The organism is [Mycobacterium] manitobense (assembly GCF_025821665.1).
GTDB classification, from domain to species: Bacteria; Actinomycetota; Actinomycetes; order Mycobacteriales; family Mycobacteriaceae; genus Mycobacterium; species Mycobacterium arseniciresistens.
On sequence record NZ_JACKSJ010000093.1, the window covers coordinates 15,365 to 37,790 of the forward strand.

Consider the following 22,426-nt stretch of genomic DNA (forward strand, 5'->3'; position numbering starts at 1 on the left):
GAAACCGCTAGGGGACGCGGCGGTCGGTGATCGGGCCGCGGGTCAGGTCGCGCCGCAGGTTGGCCAGCATCGACCGGTACTCAAGCACCGGACTCTCCGTCTGCCCACCGTGGAGGAAGCCGTCGCCCATGTCGGCCATCGCCTCGGCCGACGAGTACCGCGGGGTCCAGTCGAGTTCGGTTCGCGCGCGGGTGGTGTCGAGCAGCGGCACGGTGAACGACAGGTCGAGCCAGCCCTCGTCGATGGGCTGCAGGCGCGCCCGCCAGCTCAGCGCGACGGCGGTGCGCAGCAGGCCCGACGGGACGTGCACCGGCTTGGCGCCGAGCGCCTCGGCGACGTCGTCGCGGCGCACCGGCGGCTCGGCCGCCAGGTTGAACGCGCCCGCCGCGCGGCGGTCGATGGCAGCGACATACGCCGCGGCGACATCCGAGGCATGCACGATCGGCACCACCAGCGAACGGTCGAGCGGCAGCACGGGTAGGAACCGTAGCCAGCTCGGCTCGATGAATGCCGGCAGGGAATAGCGGCGCAATCCGCCTGCGGCGTCGCGCTGCACGATGAAGCCGGGCCGCATCCGGGTGATGGTCACACCGTCCGGATTGTGCTTCTCGTACCCGTCGAGCAGGGCCTCGGCGGCGGACTTGTGCCGGCTGTAGGCCGACGACGGGACGCCCGCGGTTGACCACGACTCGTCGACGTACTGGCCGTAGCGGCCGGGCGCGTAGGTCCCGACCGACGACATGTGCAGTAGGTGACCGACACCGGCGGCGTCCGCGGCGGTCAGCACGGCCCGGGTGCCGCCCACGCCGAGGGCCTCGAGGTACTCGATGTTGCGGGTCGGCTGGAAGCCCCACGCCAGATGCACCACGCAGTCGGCGTCCTTGACGATCGGCTGCAGCCGCAGCGTGGCATCCCGCTCGGCGAGGTCGACCTGGTGCCATGTCGCCGAGCGGTAGATGCCAGAGTCGGGCGGTCGCCTGCGGGCGATGCCGGTGACGTCGTAGCCGCCGGCTTCGGCGAGGGCGGTCAACAGAGCAGTGCCGACGTTGCCGCTGGCACCGGTGATCACGACACGTGTAGCCATGGTCCTGCCATACCCGTCGCGCCGCGGCTCAACCCCTCACCAGACGAGGGGCACCAGGAACCGCTGGGCGTAGGAGCGCACGGCGTCGTCGTCGCGGATGTCGAGGGCGGGCGTCGGCACCTGGGCGAGCGAGCAGGCCAGCCGGATGTGCAATTCGGCGACGGCCTGCAGGTCGGCGTCGGGCATCGTGGCACCCGACGCGCGCAGCGCCTTGGCCATCGCGGTGGACGCGCTGGTGAGGAAGGTGACGGCCTCGGCGTAGACGCCGGCCACCGAGGTCATCTCCGTGTCGGGTTGCAGAAAACGTTGGATGACGGGTTCGGTGCTCATCAGCCGCAACCCCTCGCAGAAGGCCGCGACCGCAACGTCTTTGGGACCGGAGTCGATGCCGACCGTGCGCAGCCGGACCATCGCGGCCTCGAACGTGCGCCTGCCGAGTTCGGTGATCAGCAGGTCGCGGCTCGGGAAGCGCCGGTACAGCGTGCTGCGGCTGACACCGGCCTGCCGGGCGACGACGTCCATGCTGGCGCGGCCGATGCCGACGAGCGCGACCTCTTCCGCGGCGGCCTTGAGGATCGCGTCCTCCTGCTCGGAAGGGGTGGCGGTGCTGCGCGAACGGGCCATCGTCACCAGTGTGTCACCCGACGGGACATCCGCTCGGCGGCCCGAACGAGTCGAGGGACACCGAGCGGTGCAGCCGGACCAGCTTCTCGTACTGCAGCCGGTTGTAGGCCAGCGGGATCAGCAGCAGCCGGTCCGGCAGCGTGCGCCAGATGAGTTGCAGCACCCGGGTGTACACCGCGAACTCGGCGTCGTGGCGGGACTGCCAGTCGAAGCCGGTGAGCTCGCGGACGCCAGGATGCATGATGCCGAACGAGCAGACCTTGACCACGCGCCCGGCGACCGGCCGGACGGCAGCCCACAGCGGCGTCAGCCCGGCCCGAAGTGGCGGCGGCAGGAGAAGCGTCGGCAGCGGCAACCGGGTGAGGTTGTCAACGACACGGTCCAGGAACGGGTTGGCGGCGAGCTCGGTCGCCACCATGCGGTCGTAGTAGCTCACCGCGTCGGCGTGCGTGGCGGGCAGTCGGCCGGCCTTCCCGGGCAGTTCGATGGACCTGAAAGCCTCGAGGAGCTGCTGGTAGGCGGCTTCGCGTTCGGCCGGGTTCAGCGTGATGCCGGTGGCCGGAGTGAACGAGTTCAGGGTGATGAAGATGCCGCTGACCGCGATCCAGTTCCACAGGTCCGGGTTGAGTGCGCTGTAGCGGGTGTCGGCGAAGTCACCCTTGCCGCGTCCGCGCACCTCGCGGTGCATCGTCTTGAGGCGCTCGCCCTCGGCTTCCCGGTCGGCGGGATCGCCCCAGATCGCCAACAGCGCCGAGAAACCGCTGCGCACACCGCGATCGGCGAAGTTGCTCTCGAAACGGCCGGTCCGGTCGACGGCTGCGGCGACCGGCACCAGCGCGACTTCGTCAAAGGCCGCCGCGCCGAAGACGCCGGTGAGCACGCTGCCGCTGTGCTTGCGGAACTGCCGCATCACCCACGGCCGGACCGTCGCGTCCTCCGATACCTCGCGCACCCGCGCTGCCACTGCCTCGGTCATGACGACTCCCCTCGACCCGTTGACACAAAGACTAGGCTTCTGTGTCAACGTGTCAAGAGCACCGCGATTTCGGCGCGCTCCCGTTCGCTCACCGAACGAAAGCGCGCCGAAATCGCTAGGTCATGGCAGGGCGCCGGGGCTGAACTCCTCCAGCATCTCGGTGACCAGCGCGGCGATCGGCGAGCGCTCGCTGCGCAGCAGCGTGATGTGAGCGAACAGCGGGTGACCCTTGAGCTTCTCGATCACCGCGGCCACGCCGTCGTGCCGGCCGACACGCAGGTTGTCGCGCTGGGCGACGTCGTGGGTGAGCACCACCCGCGACCCGGCGCCCAGTCGGGACAGCACGGTCAGCAGCACGTTGCGCTCCAGCGACTGCGCCTCGTCGACGATCACGAAGGAGTCGTGCAGCGAACGCCCGCGGATGTGGGTCAGCGGCAGCACCTCGAGCATCCCGCGCGAGAGCACCTCCTCGAGCACCGCGGGGCTCGCCAGGCCTTCGAGCGTGTCGAAGACGGCCTGCGCCCACGGGCCCATCTTCTCGCTCTCACTGCCCGGCAGGTAGCCCAGATCCTGCCCGCCGACGGCGTAGAGCGGACGGAACACCACGACCTTGCGCTGAGTGCGCCTCTCCAGCACCGCTTCCAGGCCCGCGCACAGTGCCAGCGCCGACTTGCCGGTGCCCGCCTTACCGCCCAGCGAGACGATGCCCACCGACTCGTCGAGCAGCAGGTCGAGGGCGACGCGCTGCTCGGCGGAGCGGCCACGCAACCCGAACACCTCACGGTCACCGCGCACCAGCTGGACCCGCTTGGCCGCGTTGACCCGCCCGAGCGCGCTCGAAGTGCCGCCGATCAGCCGGATACCGGTGTGGCACGGCAGATCTCGTGCCGCGGTCAGGTCGATCTCGCCGTCGGAGAAGAGCGTGTCGATCTCCTCGGCGGTGACGTCGAGCTCGGTCATCCCGGTCCAGCCGGAAGTGACGACATCCTGGGCGTGGTACTCGTCGGCGGCCAGGCCCACGGCGCCCGCCTTCACACGCAGCGGAATGTCCTTGGTCACCAACGTGACCCGTTTACCCTCGGCGGCGAGATTCGCCGCACAGGTCAGGATCCGCGAGTCGTTGCTGTCGGTGCGGAAGCCCGCGGGCAGTACCGCAGGATCACTGTGGTTGAGCTCGATGTGCAGCGTGCCGCCCTGTGTCCCAACCGGAATCGGCTGATCGAGGCGTCCGTGTTCCAGCCGGAGGTCGTCGAACATCCGCAGCGCCTGGCGGGCGAACCAGCCCAGCTCGTGGTGATGGCGTTTGGCCTCCAGTTCGCTGATCACGATCAGCGGGACGACCACTTCATGCTCGGCGAATCGCGTCGCCGCCCACGGATCGGACAGCAGAACGGACGTGTCGAGCACGTAGGTCCGGGTGGAGGAATCAGTCACGTGGCGCTCCTCGAGTCCGCGCGACCCCGCACGAACCTCTCGGCGGACACTGCGGTCCCAGGACCGGGGCCGGCCCTCTCATCGGGTACCGCCCGGATAGCAGAGCATGTCGCTAGCCATCGACTGCGACGCTACTCCCGCAACGGCATCCGTGCCTTTCGGCGCGCCGCGTGTCGGTTGCCCGCCGGGTTACGCCTAGGTGAACTGCGCGAGGCTCGGCTCGTCGGCCACACCCCACGCCGAGATGCGGTCGGCGATGACCTTGCGCAGGGTCGCCTTGTCGAAGATGCCCGCCTCGGCCACCTGCGCCACCTTGTCCTGGTAGGCGTCGATGTCACCGCCGACGACGTCCATCTCGCCGGCGATGCGCGCGATCGCGGGGATGGTCTCGTCGCGCATCGATCCCAGGCAGTAGGCGACCAGGTTCGAGAAGAACTGTTCGTGGCGTTCCTCGTCGGCGGCGATGCGGCCGATCAGGCCCTTGAGGACCGGCTCGTCGATCTGCGCCTCGAGGTTGCGGGTGAACACCGCGTGCGCCCGCTCGAAGAGCGACATGAACACCAGCGTCTCGATCTGCGAGTGGCCCTCGGCGCGGTAGCCCTTCATCACATGCTCGACGCGCACGTCCTCGTTCGCCGTCGGATCCACCTCGCGAGTCACCACCAGGTAGTTGCGCAGCGCGACGGCGTGCAGGTGCTCCTCGGCGGTCCAGCGGCCGATCCAGCGTCCCCACTTGTCCTGCAGGATGAAGTTGAACACCATCTCGCGGTGGTATCCGGCGAGGTTGTCCTTGGTGATGAGCAGGATCTCGACCGCGTCGGTCACGTGCTTGGGCAGCGTGACCTGTGACGGGTCCCAATCGCGGCCGCCGAGGAAGACGAAGTTCTCGCCCTGGTCGAACGGCACGTAATCGTGTCCGTACCAGACGTCCTCGGTGTCGATGTGCCGACGGAACTCCTGGCTGACCACGGGCTCCAGCTCGAGCAGGAACGCGTTAGGGACAGGTATCTGTGCCATGGGGTTACATTAACCCAATCCTGTGGGAATCGTAAAATTCCCACGTCCGCGCGTCGCGGCTAGAGCGTCAGGCCCGGATACAGCGGGTTGGCCGCGAGCATGTCGGCCGACGCGGCGTGCGCCCGCGCGGCCGTGCCGTCGGCGATCGTGTACTTGGCCTTCGACGGACCGGACGATGCCTGCGTCGGGGTGGTGTTGTTGAGCACCTCGACCACCAGCTCGGCGACCCGGTCGAACTCGTCGGCGCCGAAGCCGCGCGTGGTCAGGGCCGGCGTGCCGAACCGGATGCCGCTGGAGTACCAGGCCCCGTTGGGGTCGTTCGGGATCGAGTTGCGGTTGGTGACGATGCCCGCGTCGAGCAGCGCCGATTCCGCCTGGCGGCCGGTGAGCCCGAACGACTGCACGTCCAGCAGCACGATGTGATTGTCGGTGCCGCCGGTGACCAGGTTCGCACCGCGCTTGAGGAAGCCCTCGGCGAGCGACTTGGCGTTGTCGGCGACGTTCTGGGCGTAGGTCTGGAACTCCGGGCGGCGCGCCTCGGCCAGCGCGACGGCCTTGGCCGCCATCACGTGGCTGAGCGGCCCGCCGAGCACCATCGGGCAGCCCTTGTCGACGGCAGGCGCGTACTCCTCGGTGGCCATCACCATGCCGCCGCGCGGACCGCGCAGCGACTTGTGCGTCGTGGTGGTGGTGACATGGGCGTGCGGCACCGGGTCCTCGTCGCCGGTGAACACCTTGCCTGCGACCAGCCCGGCGAAGTGCGCCATGTCGACCAGCAGCGTCGCGCCGACCTCGTCGGCGATCTCGCGCATCTTCGCGAAGTTCACCCGCCGCGGGTAGGCCGAGTAGCCGGCGACCAGGATCAACGGCTTGAACTCCCGCGCCGCGGCGGCGACGGCGGAGTAGTCGATCAGGCCGGTCTGGGGGTCAGTGCCGTAGCTGCGCTGGTGGAACATCTTGCCGGAGATGTTCGGCCGGAAACCGTGGGTGAGGTGGCCGCCGGTGTCCAGCGACATGCCCAGCAGCCGCTGGTTGCCGAGCTTGTTGCGCAGGCTCTCCCAGTCCTGCTCGGACAGGTCGTTGACGTGCTTGGCGCCGAGCTCGGCCAGCCCCGGGGCCTCGATCCGGGTGGCGAGGATGGCCCAGAACGCCACCAGGTTGGCGTCGATGCCGGAGTGCGGCTGGACGTAGGCGTAGGGCGCGCCGAACAGCTCGCGGGCGTGTTCGGCGGCGATGGACTCGACGGTGTCGACGTTCTGACAGGCCGCGTAGAAGCGGTGGCCGATCGTGCCCTCGGCGTACTTGTCCGACAGCCAGGTGCCCATCGTCAGCAGCACGGCCGGCGACGCGTAGTTCTCACTGGCGATCAGCTTCAGCGAGTCACGCTGGTCGGCGAGCTCCTGCCGGGTGGCCGCCGCGATGCGGGGCTCGACCGATTCGATGACCTCGAGCGCCGACCGGTAGGCCGCGCTGGCGGTTCCGGCGTACTCGGCTCCGGGAGCTGCCGACGAGGTCAGAGGATCTGCAGTCATGGTGTCGAGGGTAGTCGGGCGGGCCGTCAGTCCGGTACCGGCCACCCACGCGTCACGAACGTGCGGTCACTGCGAGATTCGCGCCGCTTTTTCGCACTGGGCGCGCGTTCGGCGCGCGGGTGTTTCACATGCGCCACACCCGTCCCTGGCCGGGAGAGCGTGTCCTCCCGCACGCGTCAACATGTGTTGACGGCGCGCCGACGCGAAGAAGTCAGGCGGCCCGCAGCGACGACGGGATCAGCGGCTCGTCGAGCAGCCGGCCGAACCGCTGGGTGAGGCTGACGTCGGCGGGACGGGCGTCCAGCCAGCCCCGCAGCAACCGGTAGCCCTCCACGTACGTCGACGTGTAGGCCCGCCACAGCGGCGACGACAGGAAGCGCAGCGTCTGCCGGGCGCGCTTGTCGTCGACCAGCAGCCAGTGCCGCAGGAAGTCGACGACGTCATCGACGTCGCGGTGCTCGTCGTGCAGCATCAGCGCGGCGTCCTGGCGGACGTCGGCCAGCGCGGCCGTCGCCTCGGACACCGCCTGGGCCCGATGGCCGTCGAACCGCAGCCCAAGATCGGCGTAGATCTCGGACGCCCACACTCCCCAGCCGGAGCCGATCGCGGCGTGCAGCGCCAGGTCGGCCAGACCCTCGGCCATCAGGCACTGCGGAGTGTTCACCAGGAAAATCGTCTGCTCGACCTGATTTTGGCCGGCCACCAATCCGAATTCTTTGCGGCAGTGTTCGGTGTGGTGGCCCGGGTAGGACTCGTGGGCGACGAGTCGCGGCAGGTTGGCCATCTGCTGCTTGAGGTCGGCGTTCACCGCGACCGTCGAGGTGTAGTTGCCGAGGTAGTAATTGAAGCCCGACCACGGCTTGTCGGTGACCACCTCGTAGTTGATGGTCTCGGCGTCGGGCAGCGGGAAGTCGGCGCGCACACGGTCGCGCAGGGCGCTGGAGAACGCGTGGATGCACTCTTCGAGCCGCTCCGGCGGGATCTCGTCGGCGGTGCGGTGGGCCTGCACGCGTTCGGCCAGCGGGCCGTCGCCGGGCAGTGCCTCCTCGAGTTTGGCGTGGGCGGCCTCGTAGCGGGACGGGTCGCCCTTGCCGATGCGCACGTCGAAGTAGGCCTCGACCTCATCGACGAAGCCGACCTGCTCGCCGGCGAACTTGCGGCCCGCACAGTCCAGCGCGCGCAGATGGGCGGCCAGGTAGTCGGCGCGCGCCTGTTCCAGTCCCCCGCTCTGCGGGATCTCGGCGAGCAGGCGCCGGGCCTGCCGGGCGAGGTCGGCGGGGTCGGGCGGGGGCTCGTCGGCGACGGCGCGGCGCAGCGCCGGATCGCCGGTGAACGAGTCGACGTAGCCGTCCTCGATGCGGTCGAAGCGCAGTCCCAGCAGCAGGTACTCACGGATGAGCGTATCGGCCTCCATGGCCGTCAACGCTACCCAGGCTCTGACGGGTCGCGCGCGTGCTGCAAGACTGGCCCCATGCCGCGGCTGAGCGAGCCGAGTCCGTATGTGGAATTCGACCGGGGTCAATGGCGCGACTTGCGCATGTCGACGCCGTTGAAGCTGACGGAACAGGAAGTCGCGCAGTTGCGCGGCCTCGGCGAGAAGCTCGACCTGCTCGAGGTCGAAGAGGTCTACCTGCCCCTGGCCCGGCTGATCCATCTGCAGGTCGCGGCTCGGCAGCGACTGTTCGCCACCACCGCGGAATTCCTCGGCGAGCCGCAGCAGAATCCGGACCGGCCGGTGCCGTTCGTGATCGGCGTCGCGGGCAGTGTGGCCGTCGGCAAGTCGACCACCGCGCGTGTGCTGCAGGCGCTACTGGCCCGCTGGGGCAACCACGCCCGCGTCGACCTGGTCACCACCGACGGGTTCCTGTATCCCAACGCCGAACTGCACCGGCGAAACCTGATGCATCGCAAGGGTTTTCCCGAGAGTTACGACCGCAGAGGCCTGATGCGGTTCGTGACGGCGGTGAAGGCCGGCGCCGACGAGGCGTGCGCGCCGGTGTACTCGCACCTGATCTACGACATCGTGCCGGGCGAGAAGCAGTTGATCCGCCACCCCGACATCCTGATCCTCGAGGGCCTCAATGTGTTGCAGACCGGCCCGGCGCTGATGGTGTCGGACCTGTTCGACTTCTCGGTCTACGTCGACGCCCGCATCGAGGACATCGAGGGCTGGTACATCTCGCGGTTCCTGAACATGCGGGCCGGCGCGTTCGCCGATCCGAAGTCGCACTTCCACCACTACTCGACGCTGACCGACGAGCAGGCGGTGTTCGCCGCCCGCGACATCTGGCATTCGATCAACCGGCCCAACCTCATCGAGAACATCCTGCCGACGAGGCCGCGGGCGACGCTGGTGCTGCGCAAGGACGCCGACCACAAGATCAACCGGCTGCGGCTGCGCAAGCTTTGACCGGCCCAGCGATTTCGGCGCGCTCGCGTTCGGTGAGCGAACGGGAGCGCGCCGAAGTCGGGCGGATCAGGCCGCGATGCGCTTGACGCCGACGTACTGCAGTTCGGCGAACACCGCGGTGTAGACGCCACTGGCGAGCATCATCACCACGCCGAGCGTCGTGAGCGGCCACACGTCGGTCAGCACGACGGCGACCGCCGCGACGGTGCAGATGACGTTGGCGATCGCGGCGCCGATGCCGGCGGTGCGGACGGCCGGCCGCGAGGCCAGCCAGGTGACGATGACGCCCCAGGCGATGAAGAACGCGGCCAGGCCGTACGCGGCGGCGACGGGAAGGCCGAGCAGCGGGGACAGCGGCTGTGCGGCGGCGGCGAAGACGATGCCGACGACACCGACCGGGATGGCGTCGGCACGCATCGCAAAGCGGAGCAGGGAGTCGGATGTGGTGGTCGAGACTGCGGTCATGACAGTTCCTTTCGGGATTATCGGATGAAGACCGGTGCGGGGCGGCGCGCCGTAACCTCTTGCGGCGGCGCCCCGCACCGGCGGGGAGGGAGTCACGCCGAGAGGCGGCGCACTCCGAGGTACTGCAGTCCGCCGAAGAAGGCGGTGTAGAGGGCCATCGCGAAGGTGACGGCGACGCCGGCCTGGGTGAGCGACAGCGTGCCCGCGGCCACCACGGCGATGGCGGCGACGGTGCACGCCACGTTGGCGATCGCGACGCCGATGCCCACGCCGCGCAGCGACTCCACCGCGGCCAGCGCGTAGACGATCAGGCCGTAGAACACCAGGGCGGCGCCCAGGCCGTAGGTCTGCGCGCCGGTCAATCCGGTGAGCGAGGCCGTCGGGCCGGCGGTGGCGGCGATGAGCAGTCCGGCGACGCCGGTGAGGGTGGCGTCGGCGCGGAGTGCGAAGCGCAGTAGCGAGTCGGTGGAATCGGACAGTGGTCGGTTGGTGATGGTGGCCATTGCGGGCTCCTCGGCGTTGAGGTCGGGGTGGAACACCACTGATGTTGCTTCCGAGGCACTGCCAGATCGACGCCTGCTACTGCCAGGCGCTGCCAACCGCAGGTCAGGGGCGTGTCAGTCGTCGGCGGTGACGAGGGTGCCGCGCAGATCGGCGGCGATGACGCGGGCTGCCGCGTTCTGCCAGTTGTGCAGGGAGCGTTGCGGGACCTCTGTGACGAACCACTGCCAGGCCTTGCGGGCGACCGGGTCGAGCCCTGAGGCGGTGGCGTTCTGGGCGTAGGCGCGCACGCCGACGACGTAGGGGAAGTACAGCGAGTTGTAGTGCCGCCAGTGTTCGGTGGTGCCGAAGTCGCCGCCGTCGCGCGGTTTCAGGGCGGCGATGCGGTCGGCCAGCAGGGCGCGCAGTTCGTTGGCGCGTTCGATGGGCTGGTCGGGTGCACCGCGGGCGGCGAGGCGCTCGTCGATGACGGGCAGCGCGGTGAGTGGGCTGGCGACGAGCTTGGACAGGTCGCCGTAGTGGCCGAGCGCGCGGCGGGTGAGACGGGCGAAGGTGTCGTCGTCGACGTCGTCGAGTGGGTTGGCCGACCGCAGGGGCAGCGCGGCCTCGGTGCGGCGCAGGGCGGCGCGATCGGCGCGCAGGTCGGGTGAGCGAGAGAAGGCGAGGCGGTCGAGCACGCCGGCGAGCGGGTCGGCAAGCACGTTGATGGAGATGGCGATGGCGAGGCTGGTGAACAGCAGGACGGTCAGCGCGGTGGCGGCGCCGTCGGTGGCGGCGAGGCCGACCAGCGCCTGCCCGCCGAACAGGAAGGCGACCACGGCGGTGGCCGTGAATGAGCGCAGCATGTCCGCGCGCAGCGCCTGGCCCTCGTCGAAGGCGTCCCAGATGGCGACGGCGATGCCGAGGAGAGCGACGTCGAAGCCGGTGGACGCGAGCGCGAGCCAGCTGGGCACCAGGCCGAGCGGGATGATGAGGATCGCGTTGCCGAGTGCGAAGAAGAGCGTGGCGATGACGAGGAAGCCGACGACGGGGACGGGCCGGACGCCCTGCAGGACGGCGCGGATCATCGCCCCCAGGGAGGACACGCTGACAACGGCGAACATCATCCAGTGGCCGGAGTTCAGCGGCCCGTCGACGGAGTCGGCCAGGTCGGCGCCGACGAGGGCGAGCGCGGCGATGACGGTGACGGCGGCGAGTTCACCGGCGCGGCCGCGCCAGGTCTCGATCGGGCGGGACAGTTCGACGACGACGGCGAACCAGGCGATGCCCGGCAAGGCGACGAGGTAGATCTCGATGCGGCCGAGCAGTTCGGACCCGGTGAGCACGCGGACGGCGTCGAGCGCGACGACGACGGCGAAGCTGGTGAGACCCAGAGCGGCGAGCACGAGAACGGGCTTGCGGGGGTCGCGGGCGAGCAGGTACAGACCCAGCCACCAGCTCAGCGAGAAGACCACTGCCGACAGCGCAGCCATGTGATCAGTGTGTCACGGCGATGAGTGCCTGAGCGAAGAGCAGACCGCCGGGTTACTTGCCGTAGCGGCGGTGACGTTGGGTGTAGTCGCGCAGGGCGCGCAGGAAGTCGACGCGGCGGAAGGCCGGCCAGTAGGCCTCGGTGAACCACATCTCGGAGTAGGCGCTCTGCCAGAGCAGGAAGCCGGAGAGCCGTTGTTCGCCGGAGGTGCGGATGACGAGGTCGGGGTCGGGCTGGCCGGAGGTGTAGAGGTTCTCGGAGATGGCGTCGGCGGTGACGGCGTCGACGAGCTGTTCGCCGTGGGCGCCGTTGGCGAGCGCCTTGCCGAGCAGGGCGCGGACGGCGTCGACGATCTCCTGGCGGCCGCCGTAGGCGACTGCGACGTTGACGTGGAAGCCGCTCCCGTTGCCGTTGGTGGATTCGACGGCGTCGCGCAGCCGGCGGGCGGCATCCTCGCCGAGCAGGCCGAGATCGCCGACGGTGCGAACGCTCCACTTGTTGGCGGGGGCGCAGATCTCTTCGACGACGTCGGTGATGATCTCGAGGAGTTCGCCGAGTTCGGCGGGATCGCGTTGAAGGTTCTCGGTGGAGAGCAGGTAGACCGTCGTCATCTCGATGCCGGCGGCCTGGCACCAGCGCAGCATCTCGGCGATCTTGGCCGCGCCCATGCGGTAGCCGTAGGACACGTCGTCGTGACCCTCGTCACGGGCCCAGCGGCGGTTGCCGTCGCACAGAACGGCGATATGGCGCGGCAGTTGGGATTTGGACCGCGCCAGCTCCTGGCGCAACCGCATCTCGTAGACCCGGTAGGCCGGCTCCTTGAGACGCGGGGGAATGATGTCCACGACGATCAAGACTACTGTGACGTTCGGGTACTCCAATGGCATTGGTGGAGGTGAGATGGCACAGATCGATACCGCTGACGAAGCCCAGCAACAGCCGCCGCGGGTGTATGCGGAGGACTTCCCCGAGGCTGTCGTCGACAAGGTCGCGCACTTCATCGGCAAGCCGAGGGCGCGCGGGTGGATCCACGTGTACTCGGCGATCGTGGCGCTCATCGCCGGCGCGGCGCTGGTGTCGGTGTCCTGGTCGTTGGAATCGCTGCGGGCCGGGATCGCGACGCTGATCTACACGTTCACGATCGTGGCGATGTTCACGGTGAGCGGGACGTACCACCGGGTGAACTGGACGTCGCCGTCGGCTCGCAAATGGATGAAGCGGGCCGATCACTCAATGATCTTCATCTTCATCGCGGGCAGCTACACGCCGTTCGCGATGCTGGCGCTGCCGGAGCGCAGCGGGGTGGTGCTGCTGGCGATCGTGTGGGGCGGGGCGCTCGCCGGGGTGCTACTCAAAATGTTCTGGCCGTCGGCGCCGGCGTGGGTCGGGGTTCCGCTGTACATCCTGTTGGGCTGGGTGGCGGCATGGTTCATCGGGCCGATCATGGACGGCGCGGGTGTGGCGGCGGTGGTGCTGCTGATCGTCGGCGGCGCGCTCTACTCGATCGGTGGGGTTCTCTACGCGGTGAAGTGGCCGAACCCCTGGCCGACGACGTTCGGGCATCACGAGTTCTTCCACGCGTGCACGGCCGTCGCCGCGATCTGTCACTACATCGCGATGTGGTTTGCGGTCTTTTAGGAAGTGGCGGCCTTACAGGCCGTGGAAACAGTAGTGACCAACCGCGATGCCGACTCGGATAAGAAATTATCTGCTGGGGAGTAGGTCGGAAGGGCTGCGACGTAGGCTCGCCGGTATTGCGCGGCTAGAACGGCTAAATCCTCCAGTATCGGATTTCCGCTCTGGCGGCCAAGACCTTCAATTTCATTGGCATTTGCGGTCATGATCGGAGCGACGGCGTCGTTCGTCGCCCTCTGTTCGGGACTCCATGCCGTTGAGGGAATGTTCGCGTCGATGCCACGCCATGCCGAACTGTCAGCGGCGAATTTAGCTCCCAATTCCTCCCACTGAACGCACACAGGATTCGTTGATGGGAGAAAGATGGCGGGCTCGCCAAGGTCGTTGGCATCACTGAGCGACGTAGGTTCTGCCGGCGGCAAGACCAGCGGTGCCACCTCTTCTGCACTTCCATAATCGATCGCCGAACAGATGTCGGCAGTTGCTGTCGTGATGGTGTCGGTAACAACCGCCAGGGCATCGTCCTGAGGCTTATAAGACGGTATGCGGTCCACGAAGGCGCGCGCATAGGCGACGAACTGGCCGTACAGCTCGCGCATCACACGATGCGGGGTATGCATTATTAAGCTCTCAGCCGTCTCCGCGGCGGCGAGCATAGCTTGGCCGACTGTGTCGTACATGGAGCGCTGTTCCGTTGTCCACTGGCTGCCCGCCAGCGATTGATCTCTTGAGCCCCAACCTGCCGCCTTAACTCGGTCCGCGTACGTGCGGGCGATTCGTCCCCACGCCTCACAGGTGGGGTCCTGCATGATGATGTTCACCGGCCCGGTGTCATCAGCACTCGCGAACTCCGAGTCACCGTTCTGCTGCGTCGGATCACCATTCCCGCCGCCACCATCAGCAGGCCGCACAACGAGCACCGTGATGACCACCGCCAAAGCGATCGCCAGAACAACAGCGATACCTCCGAGAATCCACTTCCCCCGGCCACCCTTCGGCGGCTGACCACCCGGACCGCCCGACCACTGCTGCGGACCCCACGGCCCCTGCGGCGCGGGACCATAACCACCGCCGAACCCCTGCGGCGGCATCCCGCCCTGCTGACTCCCCCACTGCGGAGGCACCCCACCACCCGGCTGACCTCCGCCATGAGGCGGCTGCGAACCGAAAGGATCCGGCGGGGGAGGCAGAGTCATCGGCACACCTTCACGTCTTGATCGGCATCACGGTCACGCAATCATTGGCGCGGAACGAAGGGATCCAGGCAACGGCTACCGCGGAGGAAGCGCACCTGTTTACGAGGGTTGAAGTTCGGACAGTGCATCCGAGGTGAGGACTCCGAGGTGCTGCCAGTAAATCCAGTCGGCGATGGCGGCGCGCAGTGTTGTCGCGTCGGCGGCGGTGTGCGCCGAGTGCAACGCCTTCTCCTGTGAGTAGTTCGCGTACTCGATGAAGGCCTTCAGGTGGAACTGCCCACGCTCGTCGGACTGGCTCATCATCGGTTTCATCACGCTGAACCACTTTTGGAACGTCTCATCAGCAGGAGGCGTCCCGTCGGCCGGCGCGACAGGCAACAACTCAGGAAGGTCAGCGTCGCTGACCGCCGCCAACTGCGCCGCCGCCTGAGGCGCAATCACTTCGAGGCGCGAGCGGCCCTGCATCTGCCCGTTCTCGGGGATGTCGTCGGGTTGCAGAATCATCTTCGCCGCACCGGGGTCGAAGCCCTGGAATTGTGACTCCGTCGCTATGACCATCCGCAGAGTGGTGCTGTGCTCCTCTGCCCACCCCTTGAGCGTCAACATCGGATACGTCGCCCACTTGCCACGGTCGACCGCCGGGATCGACTCGTCGGCGCTGGCCATCTTTACCTGCTCGGGCAGATTGACGCCCTCGGGGATGTAGCCGATGCCGTAGCTGTTCGCGACCACGATCGTGCCGTCGACAGTCAGCGCCGTCACCCAGTAGAAGCCGAAGTCCTGCGTCGGAATTGCGTTGAGCGCAGCAGCAATTCGCGTCGCCACTTGGGACGGATCATTGCCGCGACGACTTACCGCTGCGATGGCGTCACGTTCGCGCCGAGCTGTCGACACCGGGATGGGCGCTGCAGCCGCGGCGGCGGCCGGCGGCGCCGAGGCCGGCGCCACGGATGGCGGAGCCATCGGCGGCGGTGCAGCGGGCGACACTGTAGGCGGTGGAGCGAGCGGCATACCACCCATGCCGCCACCGGTCATCGGCGAGCCAGCGTTCAGCGGAGCGGCAGGGGCCGACTGACCAACCGGCGCAACGTTGCTCGGCTGATTGGTCGATGGATTGTGTCCGGCTGCCTGAGTTGAGGTGTTCGTCGGATCCGGCGCAACGGGCGCCGTCTGAGCGACCGGCGCAGTTGGCGAACTGCCCGCCGACGCCGGGTTCATCGAAGGCTCAGCCTCCGCGTATCCCTGCATAAATGCTTCGACCGGATTCGTCGGTGTGTGGCCGGCTTGGCTTGCGTTGGTAGACGACGATTCCGCCGTTGAAGAATCGGACCCTGTTGTCGCATCCGACCAAGAAGCGTCAGATGTTTGGCTTCCGCCAAGTGACGTGCCAGCCGAATTAGTGGCGGCTAGGCCCGCATTACTTGACGTTGAGGGATTGGACCCGTTCCCCGCCGCCGAATCTCCGGAGACGGAAGCCGGCGGAGGTGAAGTCCTCGCGGGATGTGATCCGGTCGATTGTTGCCCAGTCGCTGCATTTACGATCCCGGGCGTCATCTGGGTCTGGTCGGTTCGTGTTACTTCTACTGCAGCGTTCGGCTGGGATTCTTCTGTTGTGACAGACACACCAGTCGTCCCCCCGGATAATTGATCAGTTCGAACTGAATTCGAAGCCGTAACAATTTCGCCCTGTCCGTCGGGCGCACCTGGAGTCGTCGAGAGGGCTGCGTCCGCGACATCCAAGCCTGGCTTATCGCCCACCGCCCCTGCGGGCTGATCCGTCCTACTCATGGCCGAGAATGGCGCGCTATCACCGGTGTCACGAGCTGCCGCCTCATTCGAGTCGGCATCGTCCGGGTACGGCGGTGCTTCAGGTGCACCGGCCCGCCCTCCCAGGCTCACTGCCGCGTTATCAACAGTACCCTTGTTGGCTGCCCATGTTTCGTTGACAATGGCGTGGATGGCGTCAGTTGGATCCGCTTCGTCCTCTGCGGCGTTGTTTCGGACTGTGGTTATACGGTTTTGCGCGCCTTCTACCGCGCTCCAAATTTCATCCTTTGCTTTGGAGATGGTAGTTGCTGCGTTTTCACAGGAGGCAATAGCCTCTTCGAGTTGGGTTTTGTGCTTTGACAGAGCTTGAGAGACTGCGCTGACAATCCCCGCAGCACTGACAGAGCTCGGACCGGACCATACGTAGGAACCGTTGAAAATTAGAGCCTGTTGGGCACTCCACGAAGAGATTGCAGCGTTAAGTTTCGTGAGATTAGCTCTATGTTGTTCTCCTTGCTTTTGGAATGCTGACTCATCGGCTTCGGGCCAAGCGCCCGCACTCGTCATATCGTCTGCATACTCGCCCGACGGCTTGTCGCCGTTCGCACGCGAAACTCCAGCACCGATCATTGCGCCGCCCTACATGACCAGTCGATAGTCTTCGCTAGAAATACTGATGTCTCTGACAAAAAATTGTCCGCTGCAGCATAGTCGGGTATTGCTACGGCAAATCCGCGACGATACTGCGCGGCAAGTAATGCGATGTCTTCCACAACGGGATTTCCACTGTTGCGCGCCAGGCGCTCCATCTCATCAGCGTTCGCCGACATCACCGACGCCGCCGCGTCGTTGATGTTGCGCTGTTCTGTCGTCCATTGGCTTGCTGGGATCTTCGGATCCAAGGCGCGCCACGACGCCGTGTCTTCGCTGAAGCGGACACTTAATTGCTCCCACTCGCTGCAGATTTTCTGCCCCGGAAGCACCCGCTCCACGTCGTCGATGGTGCTGGGCGGAGGAACGGTCGCGGGACCTTCCGCAACGGAAATCAGAGGCGCAACCGCATCAGCCGCATTACTATTGATCGCCGAGCAGGCATTAGCCAGAGCATTGGCTATCGAATGAGCCACATCTGATAACGGCCCGTCTGCGGGAGTGTATGACGGAATTCTGTCGACGAAGGCCCGCGAATAAACAACGAATTGCTGATATAATTCTCGCACGGTACGATGTGGAGTCTGCTGCGCGAGGCGCACGGTAGAAGTGGCGGCCTCCGATAACGCATTGCTGGCCGTCTCGTACATTGCCCTGTCCTCTGGCGTCCAACGGCTGGCGGGCACAGACTGATCTCTGTCAATCCATTTCACTGCCGCGGTCTTCTCGGCGTAAGCCCGGGCGATCTTCAGCCACGCCGCACACGTCGGATCTTCCGTGATGATGTTCACCGGCCCGGTGTCATCCGCGCTCGCGAATTCCGAGTCACCGTTCTGCGTGGTCGGGTCACCATTCCCCCCGCCCCCGTCGGCCGGCCGCACGACGAGCACCGTGATAACCACCGCCAAAGCGATCGCCAACACGACAGCGATACCTCCGAGGATCCACTTCCCCCGGCCACTCTTCGGCGGCTGACCACCCGGGCCGCCCGGCCACTGCTGTTGCGGTCCCCACGGCCCCTGCGGCGGCGGGCCATAACCACCGCCAAACCCCTGCGGAGGCACCCCACCCTGCTGACTCCCCCACTGCGGCGACACCCCACCGCCCGGTTGCCCTCCGCCATGAGGCGGCTGCGAACCGTACGGATCCGGCGGGGGAGGCAAAGTCATCGGCACACCTTCACGTCGATCGGCATCACAGTCACACGATTATTTGAGCATCAGAGCCCGCCGGACGGGTCGGCGCCGGTTTGGGCGCTGGTGCCGCCTCGGGCACCGCGCCGGACTGCGGCGCGTCCTGCCCCGGACCCGGCTGCGGCGTCCCCACCGGCGCTTTCTCTGCACCTGGCTGCCCGGGCGCACCGGCCTGAGTCGAGTCCTTCTTCTCGTCTTTCTCTTTGTCCTCGTCCCGCTCGCCACGGCGTTCTTCCTCGGACCGCTCGTCCCCGGGTGTCGCATCCTCCGCGCCGGGCACCTTGCCCGCCTCGCCGAGGTCGCCGCCCTTGCCGCCCGCACCAGCCAGCTGACTGATCTGCTGCATCCCCTGCGACACACCCTGGGCGATTCCCTGCGGGATCGACGCGGCCATCTGCGCCATTTGCGCACCCATCTGGCCGGCCATCTGCGCCATCTGCATCGGCATGCTCATCATCTGGCTGAGCTGACTCGACGGGTCACCACCTGCCGGTGACGAGCCGCCTGCGGCCGACTGCGATGACGCCCCTTGAACACCCTCGGCGCCCAATTGATCCGCCTGCTCGTACAGGCCGGCAGCCTTCAGGATGTTGCGCGCCGCGGCGAGAGCTTCGTCTTTCGTCTTCGGCAGATTCTCCGCGATCGGGGCCTCGAAGCCCTGCACATAACTGGTTGCCGCCGTCGACAGTGCATCGGTTCCACCACCCGAGAACTGCGGCAGCGGGTCCGGAATACCGTCCGCCGCACTCTCCAGTCCGGTGGCCCCGTTCCTCAGCTCCCCCGGGTTGACCCTGAGCTCACCGGACACCGCTAGCCCCCGCCTTCAGATCGCGACTGACCCACGCGAAATCGCGTATGACCAGCCCTTCACCAGTTCGATAGCAAATGCTACCGGAGCTGATCACACCTCAGGAGCACCAAATCCGGCGCCCCAAGCGTCCCAACCGCCCCACAGCGCTCAGAGCTGCTTCATGTGCTCCTGCGTCCAGTACGCCTTCATGGCCTGGATCTTGCCCTCGTCGTTGAACACCATCACGTCGATCGGGTCGACCTGCATCTGCGTCTCGCCGAAGTCGAGCGTGAGCCGGAAATGGAATGCCGCCTCGTGGCCGGCTACCCGCAGCGTCAGCAGCTCGGACTCGGCCTTCACACCCTCGACCGCGCCGTAGAACCCGCGGATCGCCTGCCGGCCGATGTGCACCTCGCCGCCCACCGGGTCCTCCACCGTCGCGTCGTCGGCATACAGCTCCGCCACTCCGTCGGCGTTGCCCTTGGCCACCAATTCGAGGTAGCGGTTGACGGTTTCGGTGATGTGCTCGGCACTCGACATGGGCTCGAAGCTACACGGGAACACCCAGCGCAACAGCCAATTCCGCGGTGGTCGTGACCGGCAGGTCGCACACCTGCCCCCGGCACACGTACGCCGCGTCGGCACCGCGCACCCTGTCCCGACCCGCCAGCAACTCCGACGAATCCGCAGGCCCGCCGACCACCACCGCACCGCCCGGTGCCAGCCTCCGTGCGGCACCCAACAGCTCCGACGACGCCGGATCGCACGCCACCGCGATCTGGATCGGACCGCGCACCGCCGCCTCCGCGACCGTCAGCCAGTGCCCACCTGCCCGCGGCGCCTTCGCCAGGATCGGCGTCGCTGATGCCAGAGTTTCCGAAGCCGCCTCCAGATACGTCGGCGAACCCGTCAGATGCGCCGCCAATTGCAGGGCCTCCGCCATCGACGACGCCCCCGACGGCGTTGCCCCGTCCATTGGGTCCGACGGCCGCACCATCAGCTTCTCCGCGTCGTCGGCCGTGTCGAACCACCGGCCCGGCACCTCGGGATCCGCGAAATGCTCGACCGCCACATCGAGCAGCCGCGAGGCCGCCCGCAGCCACGACGGCTCGCCCGTCACCGTGTACAGCGTCAGCAGACCCGTCGCCAGCATCGCGTGGTCCTCGAGGATGCCCGCACTCTCCCCCACCCGGCCGCCAAGGCTGGCCCGCCGCAACCGGCCGTCCACCACATGAAGCTCCACCAGACGGGAGGCGCCGGCCACCGCCGCGTCCAGGAGGTCCGAACGCCCGAGCGCCACCGACGCCTCCGCCAGCGCCGTGATCGCCAACCCGTTCCACGCGGTGACCACCTTGTCGTCACGCCCCGGCTGCGGCCGCTCCGAACGCGCCGCCGCCAGAGCCGCCCGTACCCGTGCGAACCGCTCGACGTCGTCCGGATCACGGAGCAGCTGCAGCACCGACGCGCCGTGCTCGAACGTCCCCTCCGCCGTCACGCCCAGAACGTCCGCCGCCCATGCGCCGTCGTCGGGCCCGAGTACCTCGGTCAACTGCGCCGGCGTCCACACGTACGTCAAGCCCTCGACGCCGTCGGTGTCCGCATCCAGAGACGACGTGAACATCCCGCCGTCACCCAGCGCGTCAATGAGGAAGCCGGCTGTCTCCGCGGTGACGCGTACGGCCAACGCCGAACCGGTCCGCCGGGCCCAGTGCGCATACAGCCGCAGCAGCAACGCGTTGTCGTAGAGCATCTTCTCGAAGTGCGGCACCACCCACGCGGCATCGACGCTGTAGCGCGCGAAGCCGCCGCCCAACTGGTCGTAGATGCCACCTCGGGCCATCGCGTCACATGTCCGCTCCACCGCGGCCAGCGTCTCGGCGGACCCCGTTCGTTCGTGATGCCGCAGCAGCGCCTCCGACAACGCCGACGGCGGGAACTTCGGGGCTCCGCCGAAGCCACCGCGCACCGCGTCGAAGTCCGCCAGCACCGCTGAGGCCGCCGCGTCGCACAAGCCCGCCTCCACCGCGGGGCCACCGCCCGGCAGTCCCGCCGCCCTCGCCCGCAGCTCGCCCGCGATGTGGTCGGATGCCTCCTCGACCTCCGCGCGCCGCGACCGCCACGTGTCGCCGACCGCCGCCAACAGCTCGAGGAAGCCGGCCTTCGGGTAGTACGTCCCGCAGAAGAACGGCCTGCCGTCCGGGGTCAGGAAGCACGTCATCGGCCACCCGCCCTGCCCGGTCAGCGCGACGGTGGCGTTCATGTAGACAGCGTCGAGGTCGGGCCGTTCCTCCCGGTCGACCTTGATGCAGACGAAGCCGTTGTTCATCGCGGCGGCCACCTCGTCGTCCTCGAACGACTCGTGCGCCATCACATGGCACCAGTGACAGGCCGCGTAACCGATCGACAGCAGGATCGGCACGTCACGCTCGGCCGCCTCCGCCAGCGCGTCCTCCGTCCATTCCCGCCAGTGCACCGGGTTGTCGGCGTGCTGGCGCAGATACGGGCTGGTCGCGTCGGCGAGACGGTTAACCGGGAGGCTCCTGGGTGCGCGGCTGGCCTTCCGGGCCCAGGTCGACGGTGCCCTCGTCGACGGCCTGGTCGGGCTCGGGGTGCTCTGGGTCGAAGGACTCCGGTAGCCGCTTGAGGTGCTTGTTCATCGACCACACCAGCAGGAACGTGCCGATCAGCAGCAGCACCACGACGATCAGGCCGAACGGGCTGGCCTTGCCGAAGTCCGGCCCGGTCTCCCGCGGCTGCTCCTGGGCCAGCATGGTCATGGCGAGCAGCACGGTGTCGGTCATCCGTCCGTCTCGATCCCGGCGAACAGATCCGTCTCCGGCAGCTCGACCGGGACGCGCGAGCGTGCCAACTCGTACTCCTCGGTCGGCCACAACTCCTGCTGCCAATCCATCGGGGTGGCGAAGAAGAAGCTGGTGGGGTCGATCTGCGTCTGGTGGGCGCGCAGCGCGTCGTCGCGCAGCGAAAAGTACTTCGCGCACTCGACGCGCGTCGTCACCCGGTCGGCGAAGATGTCCTTGTCGGCGTCCCAGTGCTCCAGCCACTTGGCGAACGGCCCCTCGAGCCCGCGTCTGGCGAACTCGTCCTGCAGCAGCTGCATCCGCTGCCGCAGGAAGCCGTGGTTGTAGTACAGCTTCGACACGGCCCACGGCTCGCCGGCGTCGGGGAACAACCGGTAGTCCGCGGCCGCCTCGTACGCCGCGACCGACACCTCATGGCAGCGGATGTGGTCCGGATGCGGATAGCCACCGGTCTCGTCGTAGGTGGTCATCACATGCGGCTTGAATTCGCGGATCACCTTCGTCAGCGCCTCGGTGGGCCCGTCCAGCGGGATAGCCGCGAAGCAGCCCTCGGGCAGCGGCGGCAGCGGGTCCCCCTCCGGCAGACCGGAATCGATGAAACCCAGCCAGTGGTGCTCGACGCCGAGGATCTCCGCGGCGCGGGCCATCTCGTCGCGCCGGATCTCGGCCATCCGGCCGTGCACCTCGGGCAGGTCCATCGCGGGATTGAGGATGTCGCCGCGCTCGCCGCCGGTCAGGGTGACCACCAGCACGCGCGCGCCCTCGTCCGCATAGCGCGCCATCGTCGCGGCGCCCTTGCTGGATTCGTCGTCGGGGTGCGCATGCACCGCCATCAACCGCAGTTCACTCATCTCATCTCAT

At 67.7% G+C, this 22,426-nt stretch carries 20 protein-coding genes and 1 pseudogene; 2 read left to right on the forward strand and 19 right to left on the reverse strand.

Translation table 11 applies throughout. The features are described from left to right. Window positions 1-7 precede the first annotated feature (7 nt). The 7 genes from H7I41_RS11835 to H7I41_RS11865 form a co-directional block, all read right to left on the reverse strand. Window positions 8-1,084: an NAD-dependent epimerase/dehydratase family protein gene (locus tag H7I41_RS11835; protein WP_264012774.1), complete on the reverse strand. Its 1,077-nt coding sequence runs from the start codon at window positions 1,082-1,084 to the stop codon at window positions 8-10. 36 nt (window positions 1,085-1,120) lie between these two features. Further along, entirely contained in the window at window positions 1,121-1,708 is a 588-nt protein-coding gene (locus H7I41_RS11840) for a TetR/AcrR family transcriptional regulator (protein ID WP_264012775.1), read from the reverse strand. 13 nt (window positions 1,709-1,721) lie between these two features. Continuing rightward, window positions 1,722-2,684: an oxygenase MpaB family protein gene (locus H7I41_RS11845; protein WP_264012776.1), complete on the reverse strand. Its 963-nt coding sequence runs from the start codon at window positions 2,682-2,684 to the stop codon at window positions 1,722-1,724. A gap of 120 nt (window positions 2,685-2,804) precedes the next feature. Then, window positions 2,805-4,118 (reverse strand): RNA 5'-3' helicase PhoH2, encoded by a 1,314-nt coding sequence (gene phoH2, locus H7I41_RS11850; protein ID WP_264012777.1) that lies wholly within the window; start codon window positions 4,116-4,118, stop codon window positions 2,805-2,807. 195 nt (window positions 4,119-4,313) lie between these two features. Then, the gene (locus tag H7I41_RS11855) at window positions 4,314-5,135 is read right to left on the reverse strand and encodes an acyl-ACP desaturase (protein WP_264012778.1); all 822 of its coding nucleotides are present in this window, start codon (window positions 5,133-5,135) and stop codon (window positions 4,314-4,316) included. 59 nt (window positions 5,136-5,194) lie between these two features. Next, window positions 5,195-6,667, reverse strand: coding sequence for a glycine hydroxymethyltransferase (locus tag H7I41_RS11860; protein WP_264012779.1), 1,473 nt, complete (start codon window positions 6,665-6,667; stop codon window positions 5,195-5,197). Window positions 6,668-6,878: 211 nt separating this feature from the next. Then, window positions 6,879-8,081 (reverse strand): DUF885 domain-containing protein, encoded by a 1,203-nt coding sequence (locus H7I41_RS11865; RefSeq protein ID WP_264012780.1) that lies wholly within the window; start codon window positions 8,079-8,081, stop codon window positions 6,879-6,881. 57 nt (window positions 8,082-8,138) lie between these two features. Between H7I41_RS11865 and coaA the strand changes: the two genes are divergently transcribed. After that, entirely contained in the window at window positions 8,139-9,077 is a 939-nt protein-coding gene (coaA, locus tag H7I41_RS11870; protein WP_264012781.1) for a type I pantothenate kinase, read from the forward strand. 66 nt (window positions 9,078-9,143) lie between these two features. Here coaA and H7I41_RS11875 read toward each other — a convergent pair whose 3' ends face one another. From H7I41_RS11875 to H7I41_RS11890, 4 genes are all read right to left on the reverse strand, one after another. Next, a complete protein-coding gene (locus tag H7I41_RS11875) occupies window positions 9,144-9,542 on the reverse strand; it encodes a hypothetical protein (RefSeq protein ID WP_264012782.1) in 399 nt (132 codons plus the stop codon). 92 nt (window positions 9,543-9,634) lie between these two features. Further along, complete coding sequence (locus H7I41_RS11880) at window positions 9,635-10,045, reverse strand: hypothetical protein (protein ID WP_264012883.1); 411 nt, start codon at window positions 10,043-10,045, stop codon at window positions 9,635-9,637. A 114-nt stretch (window positions 10,046-10,159) separates the two neighbouring features. Beyond that, window positions 10,160-11,515, reverse strand: a complete 1,356-nt coding sequence (locus H7I41_RS11885; RefSeq protein WP_264012783.1) for a hypothetical protein — start codon at window positions 11,513-11,515, stop codon at window positions 10,160-10,162. Between the two features lie 52 nt (window positions 11,516-11,567). Further along, window positions 11,568-12,359 carry a (2Z,6E)-farnesyl diphosphate synthase gene (locus tag H7I41_RS11890; RefSeq protein WP_264012784.1) on the reverse strand — a complete coding sequence of 264 codons (792 nt, stop codon included), beginning with the start codon at window positions 12,357-12,359 and terminating at the stop codon, window positions 11,568-11,570. Between the two features lie 55 nt (window positions 12,360-12,414). On the opposite strand from H7I41_RS11890, the gene trhA reads away from it, so the two are divergent. Beyond that, window positions 12,415-13,152 (forward strand): PAQR family membrane homeostasis protein TrhA, encoded by a 738-nt coding sequence (gene trhA, locus H7I41_RS11895; protein ID WP_264012785.1) that lies wholly within the window; start codon window positions 12,415-12,417, stop codon window positions 13,150-13,152. Here trhA and H7I41_RS11900 read toward each other — a convergent pair. From H7I41_RS11900 to mca, 8 genes and pseudogenes are all read right to left on the reverse strand, one after another. After that, on the reverse strand, window positions 13,149-14,240 hold the full coding sequence (locus tag H7I41_RS11900) for an ESX-1 system-associated protein (protein ID WP_264012786.1): 1,092 nt from the start codon (window positions 14,238-14,240) through the stop codon (window positions 13,149-13,151). The two genes, trhA and H7I41_RS11900, sit on opposite strands and share 4 nt — an antisense overlap. A gap of 204 nt (window positions 14,241-14,444) precedes the next feature. Next, complete coding sequence (locus tag H7I41_RS11905; protein ID WP_264012787.1) at window positions 14,445-15,308, reverse strand: EspK C-terminal domain-containing protein; 864 nt, start codon at window positions 15,306-15,308, stop codon at window positions 14,445-14,447. A 1,430-nt stretch (window positions 15,309-16,738) separates the two neighbouring features. Continuing rightward, complete coding sequence (locus tag H7I41_RS11910) at window positions 16,739-17,686, reverse strand: ESX-1 system-associated protein (protein ID WP_264012788.1); 948 nt, start codon at window positions 17,684-17,686, stop codon at window positions 16,739-16,741. A 277-nt stretch (window positions 17,687-17,963) separates the two neighbouring features. Next, window positions 17,964-18,764 carry a type VII secretion target gene (locus H7I41_RS11915; RefSeq protein WP_264012789.1) on the reverse strand — a complete coding sequence of 267 codons (801 nt, stop codon included), beginning with the start codon at window positions 18,762-18,764 and terminating at the stop codon, window positions 17,964-17,966. A gap of 150 nt (window positions 18,765-18,914) precedes the next feature. Next, the gene (locus H7I41_RS11920; RefSeq protein WP_264012790.1) at window positions 18,915-19,286 is read right to left on the reverse strand and encodes a nuclear transport factor 2 family protein; all 372 of its coding nucleotides are present in this window, start codon (window positions 19,284-19,286) and stop codon (window positions 18,915-18,917) included. Between the two features lie 10 nt (window positions 19,287-19,296). Beyond that, window positions 19,297-21,273 (reverse strand): annotated as a pseudogene (locus H7I41_RS11925) (thioredoxin domain-containing protein); the annotation flags it as partial. After that, entirely contained in the window at window positions 21,272-21,547 is a 276-nt protein-coding gene (locus H7I41_RS11930) for a hypothetical protein (protein WP_264012791.1), read from the reverse strand. The pseudogene H7I41_RS11925 and the gene H7I41_RS11930, both read right to left, overlap by 2 nt. Further along, window positions 21,544-22,416: a mycothiol conjugate amidase Mca gene (gene mca, locus H7I41_RS11935; RefSeq protein WP_264012792.1), complete on the reverse strand. Its 873-nt coding sequence runs from the start codon at window positions 22,414-22,416 to the stop codon at window positions 21,544-21,546. The genes H7I41_RS11930 and mca overlap by 4 nt, the downstream gene beginning before the upstream one ends. Window positions 22,417-22,426 lie beyond the last annotated feature (10 nt).